This window comes from Microbulbifer magnicolonia, assembly GCF_035117725.1.
Lineage (GTDB): Bacteria > Pseudomonadota > Gammaproteobacteria > Pseudomonadales > Cellvibrionaceae > Microbulbifer > Microbulbifer magnicolonia.
Window position 1 is genome coordinate 1,070,017 of sequence record NZ_JAYEFD010000002.1, and the last position, 22,857, is coordinate 1,092,873.

General features: G+C 61.4%; 25 protein-coding genes. 3 read left to right on the top strand and 22 right to left on the bottom strand.

Annotated elements, in window-relative coordinates:
* Window positions 1-272: 272 nt before the first annotated feature.
* The 3 genes from RRF64_RS14020 to RRF64_RS14030 all read left to right on the top strand — a co-directional run bounded on the left by RRF64_RS14020 (window position 273) and on the right by RRF64_RS14030 (window position 4,984).
* Window positions 273-2,618: a TonB-dependent receptor gene (locus RRF64_RS14020; RefSeq protein WP_323846515.1), complete on the top strand. Its 2,346-nt coding sequence runs from the start codon at window positions 273-275 to the stop codon at window positions 2,616-2,618.
* Between the two features lie 98 nt (window positions 2,619-2,716).
* Complete coding sequence (locus RRF64_RS14025) at window positions 2,717-4,348, top strand: long-chain fatty acid--CoA ligase (protein WP_323846516.1); 1,632 nt, start codon at window positions 2,717-2,719, stop codon at window positions 4,346-4,348.
* Window positions 4,349-4,420: 72 nt separating this feature from the next.
* Window positions 4,421-4,984: an RBBP9/YdeN family alpha/beta hydrolase gene (locus RRF64_RS14030; protein WP_323846517.1), complete on the top strand. Its 564-nt coding sequence runs from the start codon at window positions 4,421-4,423 to the stop codon at window positions 4,982-4,984.
* A 53-nt stretch (window positions 4,985-5,037) separates the two neighbouring features.
* On the opposite strand, the gene RRF64_RS14035 is transcribed toward RRF64_RS14030, so the two are convergent.
* The 22 genes from RRF64_RS14035 to RRF64_RS14140 all read right to left on the bottom strand — a co-directional run bounded on the left by RRF64_RS14035 (window position 5,038) and on the right by RRF64_RS14140 (window position 22,849).
* A complete protein-coding gene (locus tag RRF64_RS14035) occupies window positions 5,038-6,915 on the bottom strand; it encodes a serine hydrolase domain-containing protein (protein ID WP_323846518.1) in 1,878 nt (625 codons plus the stop codon).
* A gap of 257 nt (window positions 6,916-7,172) precedes the next feature.
* Entirely contained in the window at window positions 7,173-7,751 is a 579-nt protein-coding gene (locus RRF64_RS14040) for an antibiotic biosynthesis monooxygenase (RefSeq protein WP_323846519.1), read from the bottom strand.
* Window positions 7,752-7,821: 70 nt separating this feature from the next.
* Window positions 7,822-8,181 carry a DUF1622 domain-containing protein gene (locus RRF64_RS14045; RefSeq protein WP_323846520.1) on the bottom strand — a complete coding sequence of 120 codons (360 nt, stop codon included), beginning with the start codon at window positions 8,179-8,181 and terminating at the stop codon, window positions 7,822-7,824.
* A gap of 126 nt (window positions 8,182-8,307) precedes the next feature.
* Window positions 8,308-9,138 carry an ATP-grasp domain-containing protein gene (locus RRF64_RS14050; RefSeq protein ID WP_323846521.1) on the bottom strand — a complete coding sequence of 277 codons (831 nt, stop codon included), beginning with the start codon at window positions 9,136-9,138 and terminating at the stop codon, window positions 8,308-8,310.
* Between the two features lie 136 nt (window positions 9,139-9,274).
* Window positions 9,275-9,871, bottom strand: coding sequence for an esterase/lipase family protein (locus tag RRF64_RS14055; protein WP_323846522.1), 597 nt, complete (start codon window positions 9,869-9,871; stop codon window positions 9,275-9,277).
* Window positions 9,868-10,047 (bottom strand): hypothetical protein, encoded by a 180-nt coding sequence (locus RRF64_RS14060; RefSeq protein WP_323846523.1) that lies wholly within the window; start codon window positions 10,045-10,047, stop codon window positions 9,868-9,870. The genes RRF64_RS14055 and RRF64_RS14060 overlap by 4 nt, the downstream gene beginning before the upstream one ends.
* A 21-nt stretch (window positions 10,048-10,068) precedes the next feature.
* A complete protein-coding gene (locus RRF64_RS14065) occupies window positions 10,069-10,191 on the bottom strand; it encodes a hypothetical protein (RefSeq protein WP_323846524.1) in 123 nt (40 codons plus the stop codon).
* Window positions 10,192-10,343: 152 nt separating this feature from the next.
* A complete protein-coding gene (mnhG, locus tag RRF64_RS14070) occupies window positions 10,344-10,685 on the bottom strand; it encodes a monovalent cation/H(+) antiporter subunit G (RefSeq protein WP_323846525.1) in 342 nt (113 codons plus the stop codon).
* Complete coding sequence (locus RRF64_RS14075) at window positions 10,672-11,010, bottom strand: cation:proton antiporter (RefSeq protein WP_323846526.1); 339 nt, start codon at window positions 11,008-11,010, stop codon at window positions 10,672-10,674. The genes mnhG and RRF64_RS14075 overlap by 14 nt, the downstream gene beginning before the upstream one ends.
* Window positions 11,010-11,483: a Na+/H+ antiporter subunit E gene (locus RRF64_RS14080; RefSeq protein WP_323846527.1), complete on the bottom strand. Its 474-nt coding sequence runs from the start codon at window positions 11,481-11,483 to the stop codon at window positions 11,010-11,012. Before RRF64_RS14080 ends, RRF64_RS14075 begins: the two co-directional genes overlap by 1 nt.
* A 24-nt stretch (window positions 11,484-11,507) precedes the next feature.
* Complete coding sequence (locus RRF64_RS14085; protein WP_323846528.1) at window positions 11,508-13,004, bottom strand: Na+/H+ antiporter subunit D; 1,497 nt, start codon at window positions 13,002-13,004, stop codon at window positions 11,508-11,510.
* Window position 13,005: 1 nt separating this feature from the next.
* On the bottom strand, window positions 13,006-13,383 hold the full coding sequence (locus tag RRF64_RS14090) for a Na+/H+ antiporter subunit C (RefSeq protein WP_323846529.1): 378 nt from the start codon (window positions 13,381-13,383) through the stop codon (window positions 13,006-13,008).
* Window positions 13,384-13,385: 2 nt separating this feature from the next.
* The gene (locus tag RRF64_RS14095; protein WP_323846530.1) at window positions 13,386-13,802 is read right to left on the bottom strand and encodes an MnhB domain-containing protein; all 417 of its coding nucleotides are present in this window, start codon (window positions 13,800-13,802) and stop codon (window positions 13,386-13,388) included.
* Window positions 13,803-13,805: 3 nt separating this feature from the next.
* Window positions 13,806-16,118 carry a hydrogen gas-evolving membrane-bound hydrogenase subunit E gene (mbhE, locus tag RRF64_RS14100; RefSeq protein WP_323846531.1) on the bottom strand — a complete coding sequence of 771 codons (2,313 nt, stop codon included), beginning with the start codon at window positions 16,116-16,118 and terminating at the stop codon, window positions 13,806-13,808.
* Window positions 16,119-16,363: 245 nt separating this feature from the next.
* The gene (locus tag RRF64_RS14105) at window positions 16,364-16,864 is read right to left on the bottom strand and encodes a GNAT family N-acetyltransferase (protein ID WP_323846532.1); all 501 of its coding nucleotides are present in this window, start codon (window positions 16,862-16,864) and stop codon (window positions 16,364-16,366) included.
* Window positions 16,865-17,069: 205 nt separating this feature from the next.
* Window positions 17,070-18,653, bottom strand: a complete 1,584-nt coding sequence (locus RRF64_RS14110; protein ID WP_323846533.1) for a serine/threonine protein kinase — start codon at window positions 18,651-18,653, stop codon at window positions 17,070-17,072.
* A gap of 212 nt (window positions 18,654-18,865) precedes the next feature.
* Entirely contained in the window at window positions 18,866-19,273 is a 408-nt protein-coding gene (locus RRF64_RS14115; protein ID WP_323846534.1) for a DUF2784 domain-containing protein, read from the bottom strand.
* A gap of 218 nt (window positions 19,274-19,491) precedes the next feature.
* Window positions 19,492-19,899 carry a nuclear transport factor 2 family protein gene (locus tag RRF64_RS14120; RefSeq protein ID WP_323846535.1) on the bottom strand — a complete coding sequence of 136 codons (408 nt, stop codon included), beginning with the start codon at window positions 19,897-19,899 and terminating at the stop codon, window positions 19,492-19,494.
* A 146-nt stretch (window positions 19,900-20,045) separates the two neighbouring features.
* Entirely contained in the window at window positions 20,046-20,666 is a 621-nt protein-coding gene (locus tag RRF64_RS14125; RefSeq protein WP_323846536.1) for a class I SAM-dependent methyltransferase, read from the bottom strand.
* Between the two features lie 145 nt (window positions 20,667-20,811).
* Window positions 20,812-21,522, bottom strand: a complete 711-nt coding sequence (locus tag RRF64_RS14130) for an alpha/beta hydrolase (protein ID WP_323846537.1) — start codon at window positions 21,520-21,522, stop codon at window positions 20,812-20,814.
* Between the two features lie 286 nt (window positions 21,523-21,808).
* Window positions 21,809-22,300, bottom strand: a complete 492-nt coding sequence (locus tag RRF64_RS14135; RefSeq protein ID WP_323846538.1) for a hypothetical protein — start codon at window positions 22,298-22,300, stop codon at window positions 21,809-21,811.
* A gap of 135 nt (window positions 22,301-22,435) precedes the next feature.
* Window positions 22,436-22,849, bottom strand: coding sequence for a hypothetical protein (locus tag RRF64_RS14140; RefSeq protein WP_323846539.1), 414 nt, complete (start codon window positions 22,847-22,849; stop codon window positions 22,436-22,438).
* Window positions 22,850-22,857: the final 8 nt, after the last annotated feature.

Genomic DNA, 22,857 nt, shown 5'->3' on the forward strand with positions numbered 1-22,857 from the left:
ATTGCGGCTGAAAATTCGATGCGTGAACGGTATTGCAGCCGCGGTCTCTCGAACATGGCCGGGAGCAAGCTTCTGTCGCGAATAGAGAAGTGACTGTCGTTCCATGATAAGTGCGCGTCGAACCCCTCACCTAAAGTGACAGCTCCGCAAGTGCGAAAGCCCGGGAGGGTTCCGCGTTTAGCGGACTTAACAGGATAAGCCGGGCAGTAAAGACCTGGCGTCTGCACCACAGCGTGTCTGTCCAGTTCGACAGTCATTAGAGGAAAATAATAATGAAGAGCTGCACCAACATCGAACAAGGTCTGGGGCTGCGCCCGATTGCCCGCGCCATCCTGCACTCAATCGGTCTGATTGCCATCACTAATCCGTCGGTCGTATTCGCGCAGTCCGATGCACCGGCGCTCGAGGAGGTAGTGGTTACCGCACAGAAGCGCGCGGAAAGCATGCAGGATGTGCCGGTGGCCGTCAGTGCCATTACCGGCGACGATCTCGCCAACACCGGCTTCCGCGACGTCAACGATATTGCCGCACAGGTGCCGTCGCTGATCGTCACCACGAATATCTCGCCGATCAACGCCAGTTTCCGCACGCGTCGCATCGGCAACGAAGGCAATATTCCCACCTTCGAACCGGACACCGCCCTGATCATCGACGGTGCCTTCCGCTCGCGCTCCGGTCTCGGCCTCGGCGACCTGGTCGGCGTCAAGTCGGTGGAAGTGCTGAAAGGCCCGCAGAGCACCCTTTACGGCAAGAACGCGGGTGCCGGCGTGGTCAGCGTCACCACGGCGGCGCCGCACGACGAATTCGAGGCGATGGCCGAGGTGAACCTGGGCACCGAAGGTTACCGGCAGTTGCGCGGCGACGTGAACTCGCCGCTGACTGAGGACCTCAGTGGCCGCATCAGCTTTACCGATACCCAGCGCGATCCGCTGATCGACAACCTGGTTGCGGGTGCCGGCGACAGCCTCGACGGCCGGGCGGTGCGCGGCCAGCTGCTGTACGATCTCAGCGATGACTTCTCGGCGCGCCTGATTGTCGGTGCCGCGAACCGGAATATGCGGCCGATGATGGCCGATGTTTACTTCAGCCCCATCCAGCAAGCCATTCTCGCGCAGGCCGGGCACACGGTGACGAACAACGATCCCGCCGACCGGGTCATCGAGAGTGATGACCATTCCGACTTCGACCAGAAGGCGGTGGACGGGGTGCTGACCCTGGAGTACCAGGGCGATGGTTACACCCTGACCTCGATCAGCGGTTTCGAAGACTACAGCGCGGACCTCCGCTTCGGCGGCGCCGAGGAGATGCCGCTGCATCTGGTCGAGTTCAACGATCTGCAGGAAGGCAATTCCCTCTCGCAGGAACTGCGTCTGGCCTCCAACGCCGATGGCGACTGGGACTGGATGGTTGGTGCCTTTTACTACACCAATGAACTGACCCGCGGTGACAAGAAGCGGGCCGAGTTTGTGCTGGAAGAGGATATCGAGGAGTACGGTGGTGTCATCGGCAATGCCTTGCTGGGCGTCCCCGTGCCGGTGTTCGGGGTCGAAGGCGATCGCGGCGATTTTCTCGCCGAGCAGGACAGCAGTGCCTTCGGCCTTTTCTCCCAGGTCGGTACCCAGCTGACCGAAGACCTGAAACTCGATGTGGGTCTGCGCTATTCCTCAGAGGAGAAATCCGGTTCGATCGTGCAGAGCACCGATATTGCCGCTCCGGCCTGTGGCTTTAACCTAGTGTGCAGCCTGACCCCCGCCGGACTCGACTTTGATGATTCCGATACCTGGTCGGCAGTTACCGGCAACGTCAATCTGAGCTATTTCCTGTCCGAAAACACCATGCTCTACGGCCTCTATTCACGCGGCTTCAAGGCCGGTGGTTTCAGCCTGCAGTACGGTCAGTCATCGCTGGAATCCCGCCCCTTCGACCAGGAAGACATTACCAACCTGGAAGCGGGCTGGAAGACCGAATTCTGGGGTCGCCGCGCGCGTGTCAATGCGGCGGTATTCCACACCGAGTATGAAGACTTCCAGAATGCGAGCTTCGTGAGCCTGGGCTTCACGGTCAACAATGCCGAGAAAGTTACCGTCGACGGTATCGAAATCGACTCGGAGTGGCTGCTGAGCGAGAACCTGACCGCCAATGCCAGCCTCGCCTATATCGAGGCGGTCTACGATCAGTATACCGGCGGTCAGTGTTATCACGGCCGGACCCCCGATAACGCGCTGGGCCAGTGCGATCTGAGCGGTGAGATTCTGCCCTTCGCGCCCAAGCTGACCGGCAACGTCGCGCTGCAGTGGGAGCAACCGCTGTTCACCGGCGATCTCTATGCGCGCCTCGACTATCGCTATAACGGCGACGCCAACTACAGCTCCGAGCTGGATCCGCGCCACGAGCAGGATGCCTACGCGGTGGGCAACTTCCGCCTGGGATGGCGTGACAGCAGCTACGATGTTTCCGCCTGGGTGCAGAACCTCGCCGACGAGAGCTACTACACGCAGAAGCTGCCCGCCAACGTCTCCTCCAATGTCGATCGGGTAGTGCGGAGTCCGGAGGGTTCCTATCAGACCTTCACCGGAACGCCCCGCACCGCCGGTGTCACTTTCCGTATGCACTTTTAATTCGGACCTTTGTGGGCGCCCTCATGGCGCCCATTTTTTTGAATTTTTTGTGGGATGCAGACCCGCACGATTGATGACAAACGCCAGAGGTAATTACTATGCACGGCAAAATGATGCAGTGGCCGCTGCTGGTTTCCAGTATCTTCCGCCACGCCACCACTTACTTTGCAGACCAGGAAATCGTCTCGGTAACCGCCAACCAGCCGTTGTTTCGCTACACATTTGCGGACTTCGGTCAGCGCGTCTGTAAACTGGCCAACGCCCTGCGCAATGCCGGCGTAAAGCCCGGCGACCGCGTGGCAACCCTGGCCTGGAATGATCACCGCCACCTGGAACTCTATTACGCGATCTCCGGCATCGGTGCCGTGTGCCACACGATCAATCCGCGGCTGTTTCCGGAACAGATCGAGTACATCGTCGAGCACGCCGAGGATACGCTGCTGTTCGTCGATCCGATGTTTACCGACCTGATTGCGCCTGTCGCCAGGAAGGCAGATTCAGTGCGCGCCCTGATCGTGCTGAACGACGACGCCGCGGCCGCGATCGATGGCATCGCCACGATTAATTACGAGGAATTCATTGCCTGTGAGGAGGACACCTTCTCCTGGCCGGAATTCGACGAAAACCAAGCCTGTGCCCTGTGCTACACCTCGGGCACAACGGGCAACCCGAAGGGCGTGCTCTACAGCCACCGCTCCACCGTGCTGCACGCGCTGTCAGTCACGACACCCAATGCGCTGGAAATGGGTATGGAGGATGCAGTACTGCCGGTGGTGCCGCTGTTTCACGTCAATGCCTGGGGTATTCCCTATGCCGCGCTGATGTCCGGCGCCAAGCTGGTGCTGCCCGGACCGCGCCTCGATGGCGAGAGCCTGTATAAGCTCATGTCTGCAGAGGAGGTCACCCTGACCGCCGGTGTGCCGACGGTGTGGCTCGGCCTGCAGAAGCATCTGCAGCAATACGGTTTCGAGTTGCCGACGCTGAAACGCATGGTGGTGGGTGGCTCCGCCGCGCCGCCCTCGATGATCGAGTACTTCGAAGAAGAGCAGGCGGTGAACTTCGTGCACGCCTGGGGCATGACCGAAATGTCACCGCTGGGTACCGTGTGCCGACTGAAGCCGGCTATGCAGCAGGATCCGCGCCAGGAGCGCACCGCGCAAAAATGCAAACAGGGCATGCCCGTGTACGGCGTAGAGCTGAAGATCGTCGACGACGCGGGCAATGCCCTCCCGCACGACGGCGAGGCGATGGGCGAACTCTGGGTCCGCGGGCCCTGGATCACCAGCGGTTATTTCGGCAATCCACAGGGCACCGCGAGCGATTTCGACGGCGAGGGCTATTTCCGCACCGGCGATATCAGCACGATCGACAGCCGCGGTTACATGCGCATCTGCGATCGCGCCAAAGACGTGATCAAGTCGGGCGGTGAGTGGATCAGTTCCATCGATCTGGAAAACGTCGCGGTCGGCCACCCGAAAGTGGCGGAAGCCGCGGTGATCGGCGTGCCCTGCGATAAGTGGCAGGAGCGGCCGCTGCTGGTTGTTGTCCTGAAAAATGCCGAAGACGATTTCACCCTGGAAGAGATGCACAAATTTCTCTCGGGCAAGGTGCCCAAGTGGTGGCTGCCCGGCGCAATGGAAGTGGTGGATGCGCTGCCGCACACTGCCACCGGCAAGATCCAGAAGCGCGAACTGCGACAGCAGTTTGCCGACTACTGCTTTGTGTCCTGATGTAGTGGTTCAAACGGCAAGATCGGTTACCGAACTTGCCGCTTGGACCACTCGTGAATGAGAGGTATTGAAATGGCTGATCACGACAACGCGACCGTCCTCATAGTTCCAGGCCTGCGCGACCATGTCGCCGAACACTGGCAGACTCTGCTGGCGGAGCGTCTTACCAAAGTACACACGGTACCGCCGCTGGAAGTGGACAGGCTCAGCTGTGCGGCGCGCGTCGAAGCACTGCAGCGTGCACTGGATGCCATCGAGGGCCCGGTAATCCTGGTGGCGCACAGTGCCGGCGTCATGATGGTGGCGCACTGGGCACAGAAGTACAGCCGGCCGATCAAGGGCGCACTGCTGGCAGCACCCGCCGATGTGGAATCGCCGTTTCCCGACGGCTATCCCACCACGGCGGTGCTGGAAGAGAACGGCTGGCTGCCGATTCCGCGCCGGCCGCTGCCGTTTCCGAGCATCGTCGCCGCCAGCACCGACGATCCCCTGGGCGATTTCGAGCGGGTGGCGCAGCTGGCTCGGGACTGGGGCAGCCAGCTGGTCAACGAGGGCGACGTCGGCCACCTGAATCCGGCCTCGGGTTATGGCGAATGGCCGCGGGCCATGGAGCTGATTGCCCAGCTGGCGGAGTAAGGGATTTTTTTTGGGGCGCCCTTCCCGGGCGCCGCTGCAGAGCGATCGCGGATCTACTGGCACAGACTGCGGATCGAATGCGCCGCCTGCGCCGCCTCCAACCAGTAATAGGTGTCGTTGTCGCTGAAGTAGTAGTAGACACTGTCGTTCGGCAACAGCACCACGGTGATACCGCCGTAACCGGAGAGGAACGGAATCCACTGGTCGCCGCTGCAGCCGCTCAGTTTGCCGGCGACGTTGTGTGCCCAGAAGCCATTGTTGTAGCGGTAGTTCGGCAGCGGCACGGTGCCGGTATCGCTTGCCGCGCGCTGCAGGGCCGCGTCCAGCTCCGCTGAATCCAGCATCTGCCGTCCGGCGATTTTGCCGTAGTCGATACCGACGAAGCGCGCGATCTTGGCGATATCGTCCGGCAGCCAGATGAGCCCCCAGCCGGCAAAGGGCTGCGCCGCCCCATCGTAGGTGCGGCGCGTGTAGCGGCCGGTGGCGCCGACGCCGATGGGCTTCCACAGGTCCTCGACGATGGTATCGGCAAAGATGTCCGCACTTGTGCCCCGCTGCTTCCGCAGATAGGCATTCATCAGGGTGCCGGCGATATAGGTGTCCGAGGTGTGGTAGGCCCACTGGCTGCCCGGTGCCGCCTTGCGCGCGTACTGGCCACAGCTGTAATTGATCTTGTCGGCGTGGCTGTCCGGCAGGAACAGCCCGTCGGTGTGACCGGCGTCCTCATCTTCCATGTAAGTGTCGCTGGCATAGTTGCCGGTAGCCATGTCCAGCAGATTGTTCAGCGTCACGTCACTCCAGTTGCCGTTGTCCGCACAGGCGCTGACATAGTTGCCGACGATGCTGTCGCGCACACCCGGATACTGCTGCTCCAGGCGCATCAACGCCACGCCGGCGAACAGGGACTTGGCGGCGGAGTAGGAGGGCACCAGGAGTGAGTCGCAATAGGGATAGTTGCCGTTGCGCGTGACGCAGTCGCCGCGGTAGTGGGTGCCGTCGATCACGAAGCCCGCGGTGCTGATATGGCTGGGATCGGTGCTGTTGGGCGCGGCGAACGCCGTGTAGTCGGTGCCCGGGTAATCGCTCGCCAGTGCCGACAGCGGCTTTACCGGCAGGCGCGCGGCCAATTCCGCGTGAAAATCCCGGATCAGCCGTTGCCGCTCTGCGATCGACTGCGGCGTATAGTTTGCCGAAAGCAGTCCCCACCAGTCCGCCTTGAAATAGAGGCAGGTCTCGCTGCTGATCTGGTAAGCCACTTTCGAGACTGCGCCATCCCCCTTGAACAGGAACGACAGTACGCCGTTGTGTACGCAGTTGGCGTTGCGCTGCAGCAGCGCAAACGGAATCGCCGCGCGGCTATAACCGTGGTCACCGTTTTCCTGCCAGACGCGTCCCGGTGTCAGCACATACTCCCAGTTTGGGTGCGCGCTCGGGATGGCACCGCGCTCGAGCGGGAAAATATGACTGCCGGTCTGCACGAACTGAAAGTCGAATTCCGGCAGGTGCTTGCGCGTATGGTCTTCCGCGTCGGTGTAATTCCAGGTGTCCACATGCTCGGCAAAGCCGCCGCCGCTGGCTTCCCCGCTCAGCGTCAGTCGCCCGGCGAAGATGTGCCGCGGCGGCGCGGCGTCGGCAGGCAGCGCGTAGCCGGACAGGTCGATGGGAATACCCGGATCACTGCCGGTCATCAGCGTGTCGTAGCCGAGCAGCGTGCGTTTCACGTCGCCGCTGCCGGTGAGCCGGTCGTAGTCGTCCCCTCCCGGTGAGCCGACGGAAGACTTGCCGTGGTGATTAATTGCAGGAGTAGTACCGGCGGCTTTGTGGCCGTGTTTATTGCCGTCCGGGAATTTGGCGGCGGCGGGTGTGTCTGCCGTCAGCTGAGGCGAGACGCTGAGGGCGCTGGCCAGCACGAGATGCCTGATTATCTTCATATCGATCGCGCGAGTAGCGAATTAAATACATTGATAAAGGGGCGCGGGGCGCCCCCGCTCCGACCTGTGAGGAAGGGGAGATACTGTCGGGCCGAAAATGGCTGCGGGCTTTAAACCGGCAAACACAGAGCGGCACTAGGATGCGATCGAATCCTCGGCCGTGTTAGCACCAATTCTTGCGCAGCGATTGGGCCAGAAGCACCTGGCCTCGAGAGAAGGAAAAAGGCGCCAGCATTGCCGGCGGTTCGAGGCCCGGCTCAGTCGAACAGCCAGCGCCGGATCAGCCGCGTGTAGTTCGGCATGATCGCGTAGACCATCAGGAAGACGATGGTGCCGGTGATGATCAGCGTGTCCAGCCAGCGGCTGCCCGGCACGCCCAGCCACCGCAATAGCGGCAGCATCAGCAGGGGAATGGCGAGTACCAGCGGGTAGATGACCGACCAGGTGGCCAGGAACTGTTTCCAGCGTGTCGGCAACTGGGCCTTGGCACCTTCCGGCGTGAACCAGAAATCCAGCCCGCTGCTGACAAAGAAATCATCGCCCTCGACGAGCAGCGGTTGTGCCTTGGCAATCAGGCGCTCCCGATCTGCGGATTCCAGCCAGGCCTGCAGGTGCGCCTTGGTATCGAAACGGATAATGACGGTATAGGTGGACGTGAGCTCGGGGATCGGCCGGATGATGTGCGTGTCCAGGTAGCCGGGGCTGGCTCTGCAGAGCGGACCGATTTCGTCGAGCCAGGCCTCGTAGGCGGCCTGCTTATCCGCGCAGACGCGGTGCGTAATGACGACCGTTGCGCCCGGATCCCTGTCGCCCGTCGATGCGGTCTCTATCTGCATAAGCAATCTGCCCCGGTGCTGGGCGCCCATTTTCCGGGCGCTGTTCCGTGTCCGCGCAATGTCCAGGCCATCAGGCTTCGGCTTTGCCTTGTCGCTGCCACGGCAGCCTGCCCTCGATTTCGTATTGCAGCATCACGCTGAGGAAGGCCCGGATCACCACGATCAGCCCGAGTATGGCGACGCTCTGCAGTGAGTCCGCCACCACCACGGTGCGGATGATGTCGCCGGCGATCAGGAACTCGAGGCCGAGGATAATGGCGCGGCCCAGGTTCTGGCGGTAGATCCGGTAGGCCTGGCCCGCCTCCAGTTGCCGGTAGCTGCGCAGAAACTGCGTCGTGCAGACGATAGAGCCCACCAATACCACCACGACGCCGAAGGACTCGATCGCGTAGCCGGTGAATTTGATCAGGTCGAGGAATTCCTTTTCCATGTCTGCCCGCAGCGGCCGGATTGCTTACCTGTATATAGCCCAGTGCCGCTGCGGGGTCACAGGGAAGGCACCGGACTGCGGCGTAAACAACGCGTCGCGGCCCACTTCCCGCACGCCTATGGCGGCTCAGGCCACGCGCTTGAGGCGCCGCCGCGGCGACGAAGGCCGGCTGGGGAAATTGGGACCGGTGGGGACCGACTGCCGGTAGAGGTAAGCGAGGATCACCTCGCGCAGGTAGGCGTCGCCGCCCTCGATACCCTGGTTGCCGAACAGGCGGTTGAACTCCAGCACATAGGGGTGCCCGCCGACCATGGCGATATCGAAACCCGCGTGGTTGATGTCGAGCGAGCGCGCCAGGTGCAGCGCCAGGTCGACGGCCGCCTGCGGCACCGGGCTGCGGTCGACGAAGCCGCCCTTGGACACATTGTTGTAAAAGCCCTGTGCCGCCTGCAGGCGCCAGTAGGCGGCGATGACCTGGTCGCCGATGATCACGATGCGGATATCCCGGTCGATCGGCAGCTGCTCCTGCACGTAGAGCACATCGGTCCTGGCCAGATAGTCGCGCCAGTCCTGCCGCGATTCGATCAGCCACACCCCGTTGCCTTGGGAGGCCTTGGGCAGCTTGGCCACAAACGGGTGATCCATCGCCTCCCACAGGGCGGCGGCATTCTCCGGCGTATTGGCCAGTATGCGCGTGCAGGGCGTGTTGGCCGGCGCCACCAGCTCGAAGGCGCGCGTCATTTCGATCTTGTTGTGGCCGAGGCGGTAACTGGCCTCACTGGGAAAGACCCGCGCCTTGAGGCCGTAGACCAGTGCGTTCAGCTGCCAGTACTCCGGGAACAGCACCCAGTCGGCGGCGCCGAGCTCGGCTCTGTACTTGAAAACCTCTTCGGGCTTTATCTGCAGGGTATCTGCGAACCCCAGGGTGCGGAACACATTAAAGGAGACCCAGGACATCGAGTGAAAGGTGTGAAGTTGCGACGCGCGTTTGTAAGGCAGGTCGAGTTGGGCGTCAATAGGGCGCGGGCAGAAAACTGCCGCCGGAACGGACTTTCTTGGAACCACCGGTCGCATACCGTCGCGGCGACAGGATTCAGTCCAGGGCCAGCTCGAGTTCCGCCTGGACGGCCGCGATCACCTCCCGGTCGAGCGGCATCCAGCGGTGCAGCTTCACCGGGAATTCATAGCATGCGCCGATCGGCAGCCGGGAGCTGGTGTGCGGCACTATGGTGATGTCGTAGCGGGTCCAGATGGATACCGGCGCCGTGCACGACAGGCAATGAATGTCGCTATTCAGCGTCTTCAGAAAGTCGCTGCCGATACGCAGCTGGCGGCCGCCCTTGTAGGGCAGGAAGCCCGCCCACAGGCTGCCGTAGTGCGGGCTCGAAATGGAAATGAACTTGTGCACCCGCTCGATGCCGCCGAGCATCTGCAGGTACTGCCGGGCCACGATGCCGCCCATGCTGAAACCGACAAGAGCGCAGGTGGCGCCCCTGTCCGCGAGCGCATCCACCTGGCTTTTCAGCTGCAGGGAAAGATATTCCATGCCGCGCCAGCCGGAGTTGTAGTGCAGGTGAATATAGTGCGCCGAGAAACCCGCGTCTTTAAGGGCCTGCTGCATCAGCAACATCGAATGGCCGCGGTCGAAAATGCCCGGGATTAGCAGCACTACTTTGCTCTTGGCTTTCATCGGGTGTTGATGTCCTCGCGCAGATTGAAACAGGACATATCCTGCAGGGTTCTGTAGACACCGGCGACGTTCAGGGGCAACCGTTCCTCGTACATTCGCAAATTACTAAATTGCGGCAGCGGGATTTCTGCCTGCAGCGTCTGCAGGAATTTGCCCTCCAGCATGCCGTCGCGCACAGCAGCGTCGAGAGCTTCCAGTTAGCCGAGATAGCGCGCCACATCCTCGCGCGTGTCCGCATCGGTGAGGAAGATACCGGCATCGGTCACCATAAACGCCGAGCGGTAATGGCCGACGCTAAAGCGGTAGACGTTGTCTTTCATCTGTTCGACACGGCAGGTCGCTTCGTCCTGTGCCGCGCACCCGGGCAATATGCCAGGAGCAGCAGGAGCAGGGCCGGTTTGAGTTTCATTTTCACCTCGCGCGACCGCGGGACAAGAGCCACGGCAATAACGGTATGCTCGGTACCGTTCCCTCAGTTTTCCCGCCTGTCCCGGACCAGTTCCGGATCCACTCCGGTGCCCTCGCACAGCGGCGTGCCGGTGCGGAAGGCGGCGCGGGCGATCATATGCGCGCCCACTGGCACGGTCAGGAACAGGAATAATATCGCCGCCACCGCGCGCGCGGTTACCCGCGCGTCCTGAAACAGCAGCGCCACGGCGGCGAGCAGCAGCCCGCAACACAGGGTGGCGGCCTTGCCGGAGGTGCTCATGCGCGTATAGATATCCGGCATGCGCACCAGTCCGAATGCGGCGGTAAAACCGAAAAAACTGCCACCGAGAATCAGCAGCGCCACGAGGATCTCAGCGATCGCCATGCTCTTGCGCCTCCTCGCCCCGTTCCGCGCGCGCGCCGCCGCGTTCGATAAAGCGGGCAAAGGCCACGGTGACCAGGAACGCCACCAGTGCCAGCGCGATGGCCACATCCAGGTAAACGGCGCGCCCTGACGCAACCGCCAGCAGTGCGCAGTAGGCAACCGCGAGAATATTCAGCACGTCCAGCGCCACCACCCGGTCGGCCAGGGTCGGGCCGCGGGCGAGGCGGAAAAAACACAGTACCAGTGCCAATAGCAGAAGCCATGACGACAGGTTGATCGCCAGATTCAGTAGTGGCGAGTCGACGGCGTTGATCAATTCCAGCATCAGGACAGGGCCTCCGCCACCCGGCGTTCGAATCCCGAACGCACCTCGTCGCGAAACGCGTCCGCATCGTCGACAAACAGAGTGTGTACGTAGAACGCGTCCTGCTCCGGCGCTATATCCAGCACCAGTGTGCCCGGCGTCAGCGACAGCAGTTGTGCCAGCGTCAGTATCTGGTGTCGGTCGCGAAGTGCCAGCGGCACGCGGATGATCTGCGGTCGGCTGCGGCGCACCGGGGAGAGCACCTCGCGCACCGCGCGCAGCCCGGAAGCGGCGAGCTCACGCAGGAAAAACCCCAGCAGTCCGATCATCCGCGGCAGCCGGCGGAAATAGGTTTCGCCGTGCCGCCGGCCGCGGGTTACCGCCAGCGCCAGATAGCCGAGGGCAAAGCCGGTGAGGAAATTGATCAGCGACGCGCTGCCGGTCAGGGCTGACCAACTCATCGCCAGCAGAATATTCACCAACAGCAGTTTCACATTGCGTTCCTCATTTTGTCGGCGTCAAGGCCCGGCCAGCACCGCCTCAACATAGGCGCCCGGGTCGAGCAGGGCCGCGGCCGCGCGCAGGGAAAAACCGATCAGCGGCTGCGGAAACAGTCCGAGCGCCAGCGTCACCAGTGCCAGCGCCAGCGAAGGCAGCAAGCGTTGCAGACGTTCGGTGCCGGCCAGTGGCGCCAGGCTTTGCTCGCCACCGGGGTGATCCTTCCAGAACGCCTCCGCCCAGATCTTGCTCATCGAAAACAGGGTCAGGGCGCCGGTCAGCAACGCCACCGCGGCGGTCCAGTAAGCGGTCTGGTCGAGGCTCGCCTTTACTAGCAGAAACTTGGCCCAGAAGCCGGACAGCGGCGGAAAACCGGCGAGTCCGAAGGCGGCGATGAAAAACACCGCCGCCAGCAGCGGCGCGGCGCGATAGAGGCCGCCGATACGCAGCAGTTCGAAACTGCCGGCGAGGCGCTGCGCAGTGCCGCTGATCAGCAGCAGGTTGGTCTTCGCCACTATGTTGTGGACCATGTAAAAGATAGCTCCGGCCAGCGCCAGCGGGCTGTACAGTGCCAGCCCCAGCACCAGGAAGCCGATCTGGCTGACGATGTGGAAAGCGAGGATCTTGCGGAACTCATAATGGGCCGCGGCGCCGAGCACCCCGGTGAGCATCGTCAGCAGCGCCGCCGGCAGCAGTAGCTGATGCACGAGGCCTTCACCGGCGGGAAAAATCAGTGTGAAGGTGCGGATCAGCGCATAGACGCCGACCTTGGTAAGCAGCCCGGCAAAGACTGCCGTGACTGCCACCGGCGGCGCGTGATAGGAGGCCGGCAGCCAGAAAAACAGCGGGAACAGTGCCGCCTTGATGCCGAAGGCGCCGAGCAGCAGCACGCCCAGCACATCGATTGCCGCCGGGTTGTCGATCGCGGCCACCGTCAGGTGCAGCTGCGCCATGTTCAGCGTGCCGGTGAGCCCGTACACCAGGCCGATCGCGGTCAGCATCAGCAGGGTCGAGACCAGGTTCAGCGCCACGTATTTGATTCCGGCATCCAGTTGCAGCGGCTTGCCGCCGAGCACCATCAGTGCGAAGGACGCGATCAGCATTACCTCGAACCAGACGTAGAGGTTGAACAGGTCGCCGGTCACGAAGCTGCCGCAGACGCCGGCCAGCAGCAGCTGGAAAAAACTGTGGAAGCCGAGGCGGGCGCACGCGCGATCGATATCCGCCAGCGCGAAGATTGCCACCGCGAGGCCGACGATAGCGGTGACCAGCAGCATCAGCGCGCTCAGGTAGTCGGCGGCCAGGGAGATGCCGTGCGGCGCCGGCCAGCCGCCCATCTGCGCCGCCACCGGCCCCCCTCGCACGACGGCAATGAAAATCATCAGGGTCACCAGCAGCAACAGCGCGCAATTGCCGACACTGAGGCCGCGCGTGAGCGCTTCGCGGCGGCGCGTCAGATAAGCCACCAGCGCGGTGACGATCGGCAGCAGGAAAGGCAGCGCGAGTAGCCAGCTCAAATCAGTGCGTCCCCTGCGCGTCGTGCGCCACTGGCGGTTCGGCGAGACGCATGGTATCCGCGTCCAGGGTGCCGAGCGTGCGGTAACTGGCGACGATGAGCGCCAGCGCGAATGCCAGCAGTCCGAAGCCGATCACAATAGCAGTCAGAATCATCGCCTGTGGCAGCGCATTGGCTACCGGCGTCGCCGGCGCATTCAGGCCCGCCTCGACCAGTGGGGGCACGGCGCGCGTCAGCCGGCCGGCGGCGAAGATCGCCAGGTTGGCGGCATTGCTGAACAGGATCAGGCCGAACAGGTAGCGCAGCAGGTTGCGGGCCAGCATCAGGTAGATCCCGGTTGCCGTCATGGCGCCGACAAGAAGAGCCAGTGCGGTTTCCACGGTCAGTCGTCCTCCAGGGCAAAGAACAGCATCAGCACCGAGCCGAACACCGCCAGGTAGACGCCGATGTCGAACGCCAACACGGTGCTGACAGGTAAGCCCTTGCCGTCATCACCGCCGCCGATGAACAGCCACAGCCCGGTAAACGGCGCCAGACCGCTCAGCAATGCGACGGCTCCGGAACCCCCGGCAAGCAGGCCGCCCGCAGCGGCCAGTTTTGCCGGCGCCACTCGCAGCGAAGCGCGCGCCTCGGCGACGCCCCAGGCCAGCGCGAACAGGATAAGAGCTGCCGAGGCGATCAGGCCGGCGATAAAGCCGCCGCCCGGCTCGTTGTGCCCGCGCAGCAGCATGTAGACCGAAAACAGCAGAATCAGTGCGGCGAGAATACGGGTGGCGCCCTGCAGGATCGGCGAGTTCATTCTTCACTCTCCGTTTCCGTTCCCGTTTCCGTTTCCGTTTCCATTCCGGCTCCGGATTCGGTGCCCGCGCAAGAGCGTGACCGCGGCGGCCGCGGCGGCGAAGACCACCAGTATTTCGCCGAAGGTGTCCAGCGCGCGGAAGTCCACCAGGATCACGTTGACGATATTGCGCCCGTGGGCCTCCGGCACCGCGGCCCGCTCAAAGTAATCCCGTGTGGCGGGGTCGAACGGCTGCTGCAACGCGAGCAACAAGGCCGCGGTTACCGCGCAGCCGACGGCGATAGCGAGCAGGGCGTCGCCGCGGCGCAGCGATGCATGGTGCGGACGCGAGAAGAGAGGCAACCGGTGCAGGGTCATGGCGATCATTACCAGAAACAGCGTTTCCACCAAGAGCTGCGTGATCGCCACATCCGGCGCGCCGAAGAACAGGTAAATCAGCGCGATGCCCACGCCGAGGGCTCCGAGTCCGCAGATGGCGGTAAGCGGTTGCCGCGCCGCAGCTGCCATCAGTGCGCCGGCAAGGGTGAGCGCCATTGCCGCCCACTCCTTGATAGTCAGCTCTGGCCATTCGAGCGATGGCGCCCCGCCGTGCAGCAGCGCCAGCGCGAGCAGCAGTGCCAGGGTGACAAATACCGTCTGCAGATACTTGTGTAACACACCGTGCTGCAGCAGGCGTGTCTGTGCGGCGGCGAGGGACTTCAGGCTTTCGATCAAGCTGTCCCAAATGCGGTCGGCACTTAATGGCAGGCGCGGAGCCACGCTGTCCATCAAGGCGCGCAGCCGGTGCTGGGCAGCGAAGGCGGCAACGCCGAGGGTGAGGGTGGCGACACTCAGCAGCAGCGGCAGATTGATGCCGTGCCAGAGCTTCAGCTTCACGGTTTCCGGGCGGCCGAGTATCGCGGTGACAGCAGGCTGTACCAGGCTGTCTGCCACCAGACTGGTATCCAGGCCGAATGCCAGGCCCAGGCACGCCAGCAGCAGCGGTCCCAGCCACAGGCCAGCCGGGCCGTCGCGGTGAGTGGCCTGGCGGCCGGGGCGGCCGAGAAAGGGCTTCAGCACCACCGTCGCCGCCACCGCCACCATCAGGGCATTGGCAAACACCGCCGCGCCAGCCACCAGCAACGGCTCAGTGGCGATCGCCAGTGCGCCCTCGTACTTCAGTTCCTTGCCGATAAAACCGAGAAATGGCGGGAAGCCGGCCATCGACAGGGCCGCGGCCAGAGCGGCGACAAAAGTAACCGGCAGCTTGCGCCAGAGGCCGCCGAGCTGTGTGAGTTCCCGGGTGCCGGTGGCGTGGTCGATGATGCCCACCACCATAAACAGCGCCGCCTTGTAAAAGGCGTGCACCAGCACGAAGGTAATGGCCGCGGCGATCGCAACGGTGTCGTCGGAGCCGAGAAACATCGTCAGGGTGCCCAGGGCCACCACGGTGGTATAGGCGAGTGCCAGCTTCAGATCCGTCTGGCGCAGCGCCAGCACCGCCGCCACCACCGCGGTGGCCGCGCCCGTCAACGTCAGCGCCCACTCCCACAGGCCGGTGCCCGACAGCACCGGGTGCAGGCGCGCGATCAGGTAGATGCCCGCCTTCACCATGGTCGCCGAGTGCAGGTAGGCGCTCACCGGCGTCGGTGCCGCCATCGCGTTGGGGAGCCAGAAATGAAAAGGGATCTGCGCCGATTTCGTCAGCGCGCCGGCGAGGATCAGCAGCAGCGTCGGCACATAGAGACTGTCTGCGCGGACTCGCGCTCCCGCCTGCAGTACTTCTGCCAGTTGGTAACTCCCCGCGGCATTGCCGAGCAGGATCAGTCCGGCGAGCAGGCACAGGCCCCCGAGCCCGGTGAGCAACAGCGCCTGAAGCGCCGCGCGCCGCGCCGCGGCAGTGGCGTGGTTGAATCCGATCAGCAGGTAGCTGGCGACGGTGGTCAGCTCCCAGAACACGAATAGCGTAATCAGGTCGGCCGCCAGCACCAGGCCGAGCATGCCGATCATGAACAGCAGCAGGTAGAGATAGAAACGCGACAACAGCGGGTGTCCGCGCAGATAGAGGCCGGCGTAGATCACGACAAAAAAGCCGATGCCGCTGACCAGCAGTGCAAACAGCAGGCTCAGGCCGTCGACCATGAACGCCAGCGTCACCCCGAGGCTCGGCACCCAGGAAATAGCGAACTGCAGCGCCGCGCCGGCGCGCACGTCCGGCAGCAGTGCCAGCAGCCACAGGGTCGCGCCCAGCGGGGCGGCCAGCACCAGCAGCGTCAAAGCGGCGTCGCGCCCGCTTCCCTGCCGGCGGCTAACCGCAGTGTGCGAATTGGTTTCCATTGGGATCCATCCCGATGCGGTGCGCGGCAAGGGCCCGGGTGCCGCGGCTGTGCTGCGCGCGGGTGATTGCCGCTCGAGTCCGCAAATTGTAGACGGCGGTGGGGTCTTTATAGCGCGCAGCGCTGCCTGGAGCGGCGGATTCAGGAGCGCAACACCAGACTTTGGCGACGGCCTGCAGCGCACGACGAAGCAGCGTGCTTCTGCAGTCACCGGCTAGCGTATCGCGTTGCCCAGTGCGTCGGCAGTTATTCTTGTTCGGTGCGGTAAACCAGCATGCCGCGGGCGCGATAATTGTGCAGCGCGCCCGGATGGTCCAGGGTGCAGGTGTGCACCCAGACCCGCCGGGTATTGCCCCAGGCCCAGGCCGATTGCAGCGCGCATGTCAGCAGGTAGCCGCCGAAACCCATGCCGACGAACCTCGGTGCCAGGCCAAAATAGGCGATCTGCACATCGCCGTCCGCCTGCTGTTCCAGCTCGTAGTAGCCGGCGATGGCGCCGCGGTGGTAGGCCACCCAGGTGCGCAGCTGCTCCCGCTCCGCGTACTGGCGCCAGGTCTCGTCGGGCAGTGCCAGCTTGTCGGTCCACTGCCAGGGCTCGCCCACCAGCTGGTACAGGTAGCGGTTGAAGCGATACTCCTTCAGTTCCGCCTCGATCACTTCGAGCGCTGGCGGCCGCGGTTTGCCGCGCAGCTGGTTCGGGGCGGTCATTTCCAGGAAGTGGGTGGTTACCGCTGCATGCTGGCTCAAGGGTACTGCTCCTAAATCGTCGGGGCCGGCGGGACAGCTGCGCGTGTAAACGCTGTCCGGCCCGGTCGCGCAGAAGTCGGTGATGGTAATCGGTTGCTCGCGCCTGTGCCAGGCGACTGCCGTTGGCGCTTCGAAACGTGGGCGTTGACCGCCGCTCTCTGTTATCGCGAGGGCGCCGACCGGCTCGCGCGAAGGCGGCGCGCTGTCAGTGATCGCCGATGATGGTGGTGCGCAACTTGTCGAGCATATTGCGGATAACTGTTCTGACTGTGGGCGAATCCTGCTCTTGAAGCTGTTCCTGTCGCTCCTGCTGCTGTGTCGGTTCCTGACTTCTCTCCTGTTTCTGCTCCTGCGCCAGCTTCTGCTCCAGTTTTAGCGACAGCTCGGTTCGCAGCGCCAGCAGTGTCTCATGGGCTGGCGCGATGCTGAGGCCGCTGTCGACGTGGTAGTTGGCGCCCCTGTAGTCCCGCTCGAGCAGATCCGCCTGCGCCAGCCGCACATAGGCCTCGATCACCTGCGCGATACCCATGTGGGCTCGCTGGTTGTCCGCATCGAGGGCCAGCGCCTGGCGAAAATAATGCAGGGCGTTGTCTCCCCTGGGCCGTTGCAGCCGGTCGGATGCCAGCGCCTGTGCGCCCTTCATCAGGTAGGCATCCAGCTGTCTTTCCTCGGCGGTCTTCAGGCCCAGGATCGCCTTGAGATTCGTGCTGTCCAGCAGCAGCACCTGGCGGTAGAAGTCGCGGGCGTTATCCCCCGCGGGGGCCAGATAGCGACCCGCCTCCATGCTCTGTTCCGCCTGCGCGAGCAACCGGCTGATCTCCCGCTCGGTTTCGCTTTGATAGAAAACGCCGAGATACAGTGCGACCAGTGCGGCACCCGTCGCCAGGCCGCCGAGCCCGGCCTTGAAGCGCGCGGGCAGTGCGGACCACCAGCCCGCGATCGCCGCTGGCAGGACCTCCCCGTCCGCTGGGCCTGCGTCCTCGCCGACCGACTCCAGAATCCTGTCTATGTCCGCGATCAGGTCCCGGCAGGACTGGTAGCGCTCCTCCGGCCGCTTGGCCAGCATCCGCTGCACCAGCGGCGACAGCTCGTCGAAGCCAGCCGGCAGCGCGGGCACCGGCAGATGGATATGGTTGATCGCGGTACTGGTATGGCTGTCGCTCTTGAACGGGTTCTGGCCCAGTATCAGCTCCAGCAGCACCACACCCAGGCTGTAGATATCGGTCGTCACATCGAGCGGCAGGCCCTGCGCCTGTTCCGGGCTGCTGTAGGAGGGGCTGCCCAGACTGGAGCCGGCCTGGGTCAGGTCTGAGTCGTTATCGACATCCTTGGCGATGCCAAAATCCGTCAGCACCGCGGTGCCGTCCTTGCGGAAGAGGATATTGGTCGGCTTCACGTCCCGGTGAATGATGCCGTTCTCGTGGACTTCCGCCAGGCCCAGCGCCACCTGGCGGATCAGGCCGAGCATGGCGCTCGGCTCGCTAAACCTGTCCGAGTTGCCGATCAAGTCGCCGCCCCCGACAAACTCCATGGCGATGTAACTGTCGCCATTTTCGAGGGTGGAAATATCGTAGATGGTAATGACGTGGGGATTGTTCAGGCTGGCGATAAAATGCGCCTCGTTGACGAAACGTTCGCCGATGCGCGCGTCGACTCCGTTGTGCAGGACCTTGATGGCCACCTTGCGGTTCAGCGATTCCTGGGTCGCGAGATAAACAGACGCCATGCCGCCATCACCGACCTCGCCGTGAATACAGTATCCGGGTATGCGAATGCTGGAATAACTCATATGCGCATGAACGGTTCGGAATTGCCGCTAAGAATGATTACTGGGTCGACACGGGTGTACGGGCTGTTGCGCGTCATGCGACGGTTGAAAAAACCGTTTCACACTCGCACAAACGTAGATCCGATACAGTAAATAGACGACGGGCGCCCAGATTACAAACGAGCCGGCATCGGCTGTCGGCGCTAGGGGATCGCACACTCAGTGCCATCGATTCAGTCTTTGCTGAACGGGCGCGGCCGCACCCAGAACCAGCTCGCAACCACAAGTGCGCCAAATGCGGTATAGCAGACGACAAATACCCAATCGGGTAGGCGGTAAAACAATACTGTTCCCAGCCAATGCGCAATGAAGGAGCCGGCGTAGACCGCGTCACCGGCCCTTTCGCGCAGCGCCATTTCCCAGATGGTGAGAGGGCAAATCGCGCCGAGCCACGCCTGCAGCACCACAAAAACTATGGCGGCGAGGTGCGCCAGCCGAAACCAGCGATTGCGCACCCAGGACCAGGACAGCCATTTGCCAACCAAAATGCACAGCAGGCCAAAGACGACAAACACGACAAAGAGTACATGCGTAAAGAGGATTGCATCTGCCGCCAACAGATAGAGTTTGCTGGAATCCACGCTGTCCCCTAATAGTTTGTGCCGCGGCGAGCGCTGAGCCGCAGCGGCTGCCCCGATCGGGAGGCGGCAAAACCGCGTTTCCTTTTCGCGCGGGTGGCCACCACGATAGTTTCAGCTCGGCAGGCCCGGCCGCAGGGAAGCGCCATACCTAACATGCAGCCAATCATTCCGCCAACGCCTTGAGCCGCTGGCGGGCATTCGCCGGGCGCAGCCTCCACTTATTGGGAACGCCACGCATCGAGCATCTGCGCGGTATCCTGGTAGATCCTGAAGCGAACGATGCGCCCCTGCGCGATTTCCAGTATCTGGCAAGAGCGCATATCAAAGTGTTTCGGGTGCCCCTTGAAGTGGCCGCGCTCCCGGCACTCGGCGTAGGCGCCATTCTCCGTCTCGGTGTATGACAGCACCTCGAAAGACTCCACGTGATTGATCTCCCCTAGGATAGAAAAGAACTGCTTCACCGCGTCTATGCCGCGGTACAGGCCGAAATGCGGGATCTCCCCGGAACCGATAAGCTCCCACTCCACGCCCGGATCCAGCAGCGCGTAAATAGCTTCGAGATCGCCCGCCAGGAATGCCTCGTAGAGTTTCCTGGCTATTGCGCAGTTGGGTCTCTCTCTAGGCATACGGGCTCCCTTGGTGGCGGATAACGGCTTGCCGAAGTTCCTGCAAGCGGCGGTCGAAGCCTGGCGCAATTTAGACGGGCAGCCTTTACCGGTAGCGGAAGCCAACCTGCTATGGTTTTTTGTCGGTTGATTTTGGCTAAGCAGATTCAGGCGCACTTCTTAGCGACAATAAAAATCGATTCATTTCCCGGCTGCCACTCGCGGTCAACACTAAAGCCGGCATTGATCAGCATCGAAATAAGCTCCTGCCTGCCAAATCGATTCACATAAGGCGCTAAGTTTAAGGACTGCATGATCGGAATCAGCAGTCGCCAGAGGAGCCTAGCCTCGGAGATGAGCGCGGTGCTGGATACAAAGATTCCGCCCGGCTTCAACAGTCCGTATACCCTCGAAACTGCCGCATTCACATCTGCCATCAGGTGCAGAATATTGAGCCCCAGCACGGCATCAAAGCTTTCCGCTTCCAGCTCCAGGCGATCCAGCGTGCCCTGCTGAAAGCGAATGTTCTCCACGCCTGCATCCCGCGCCTTGCTTTCGGCGATATCGAGCATCTTGCCCGAGATATCGGTAGCGAGAATATGCCTGACGTGGGGCGCGTGGATAATGGCGGTACTGCCGGTGCCACAGCCGAATTCAAATACCGACCAGTCGGGCCGGAAGTATTCCTGCGTGATTGCCAGTTTCTTTTGATAGATTTCCCCGTTCCGGACCGGGCTTTTGGCGTAGCGAGGCGCGATCTTGTCCCAAAACGCTTCTGAATCCTTCAACTTGCTATTCCTCTCTGCGGCACTGGATGAACTGTTGTTCCATCCACTTTTCGTGGGTAAGTCTTACCGATAAGACCGCGCCCGGGGGCGGCTTGCACAGAAGCTGCACGAAACAAGGCGTCCCCTGCAACTTCGCGTGTAGGGATCAATGCAGGATTTCGATATCCTTGAGCCAATTCTCAACGAGGGAAGGCCAGATCATATCGGGAGACCGATCTCGCCTCAGGCCGAACGCATGTCCGCCGGTAGCGAAGAGATGGACCTCTGCCGGAACGCCCGCTGCATCCAGCGCCCTTGCATAAACCGTGCTGTTGCAGATTTTATTGACCGGATCGTCCCACGCCTGGAGCAGAAAGGTCGGCGGCGTTTTCCCGGTGACCTGAATGCCGGGATCGAGTGTGTCGCCGGAACGACAGAGGTGCCCGGGAAAGAACAGAATGGCGAAGTCCGGCCGGCTGCTGATCCGATCGATCTCATCGACCGGATCATAGGCAGGTTTAACGATATTGCTGGTTTGAGCGCCGAGATACCCGCCAGCGGAAAAGCCCATCACGCCAATCTTCTGCGGGTCTACGCGCAATTCCCGTGCCTTTGAGCGAACCATCCGGATCGTGCGCTGAGCGTCCTGCAGCGCACGCGGCACATCGGGGGTGATGTGGCACTTGCATTCGGCATCCCAATGGTGGTTGGACCCCGGAACACGATACTTGGACAATACACAAGTTATGCCCTTTGACGTTATCCAATTGCAGATTTCCGTGCCCTCCAGCGTGACCACTACAGCCCTATAGCCCCCGCCGGGAAAAACGATGATGGCTGTGCCCGTACTCTTCCCTTTGGGCGGAAAAATCGTCATGGTGGGTGAAGACACGTCAAAGACAGCCTGCGATTCATCATTTTTGATTGGATTCCATAGTCGATCTGCTCGGGAGTTTTCTTCTCTTTGGTCGTCACTCCATAAGTGCGGGGTTCAACTATACGTTGGCATCCATCGTAAGAGAACGAGAGTAATTATTGGCTTCTTATTGCCTGAATAATTACAGAAATTATTCTTCATTCTTGCTCTGCCATAACGCCGCCAGCAGGGTAAGTTGCCCCGCGGAGGACCTAAGGCCCGGAGCATCCTGCCTAGCTTGTTATGGCTACTTGCAGAATACTAAGTCCAAGTATCCCGCGTATGCCCACAATAAAGTACCCGAAACTGTAAAATAAAAGCTCTGAAATAGGTGTCTGCGCTTGGCATCTAGATATTTGTGATGCTCTGTAACCTTTTTTTTGTAATCTTTATTGATTTCTTCAGCTATTTCTCTTGGAACAGTTTCACTAAAAGTGTCACCCACATCGACCGTGTATGTTGCTCTACTCTCAGAAACCGGATTGGAAGGCATGACTGGTTCATGTTCAGGAAAGCTATATCCAAATATAAAGATGAAACCAATAACAGTCATTAACCCACCAAAAGAAGCCAAATAATTAAAACTTCCAAAAAAATACACAAGAACCAAATGTAAAATCAGCAACGATGAAAATACAACTATTCTCGTGAGAGCGGAGCTCTTTATAGCACTATCGATTATCCACATCGCGATTTTGTACAAAATACTAACGTCCAATTTTTCTTCGTATTCACTCATGATTAGGAGCCATAGCGCCGCAATCAGGCGCGGCTTACTTTGTGTGCTTTTTGCACGAAAATGGGAGCGTAGCGACCGTGCAAAAAGTGCACAAAGTAAGACGTCGGCTGCATTGCTTTGTTAAGCGCGGCGGACTCAGTAAAATGCTCTGGCATCGTGAGCCACCACGTAATACTCCACACCTAAATCATGAGAGGTTTGCCGATCCTCAAACTCTGCCACCTGAACGTACCATTCATTTGTAACATCTTTGGAGTAATTTGTATGGTGCAGTGCGGCAAAATTTATATGCCTGGACACGAAATTTCCTTTAATCACTTTTAGCACTTCTGCCTCATATACAAACCAAAAATAAAACGGAACGCATTCATCCTCTGAGCATTCGTACGGATATTTACCGGTATATTGTGACTCTACAACTCGTACGAGTAAAAGCGCTTGGTTCGACTGAAGTTGAAATTTTTCAACTATCGAATCTTCAACAACATGTTCCGAAGTTGAACATGAAGAAATAAGTAACGCAATTATTGTAAGTAGTATCGGCTTCATTCGCTTAA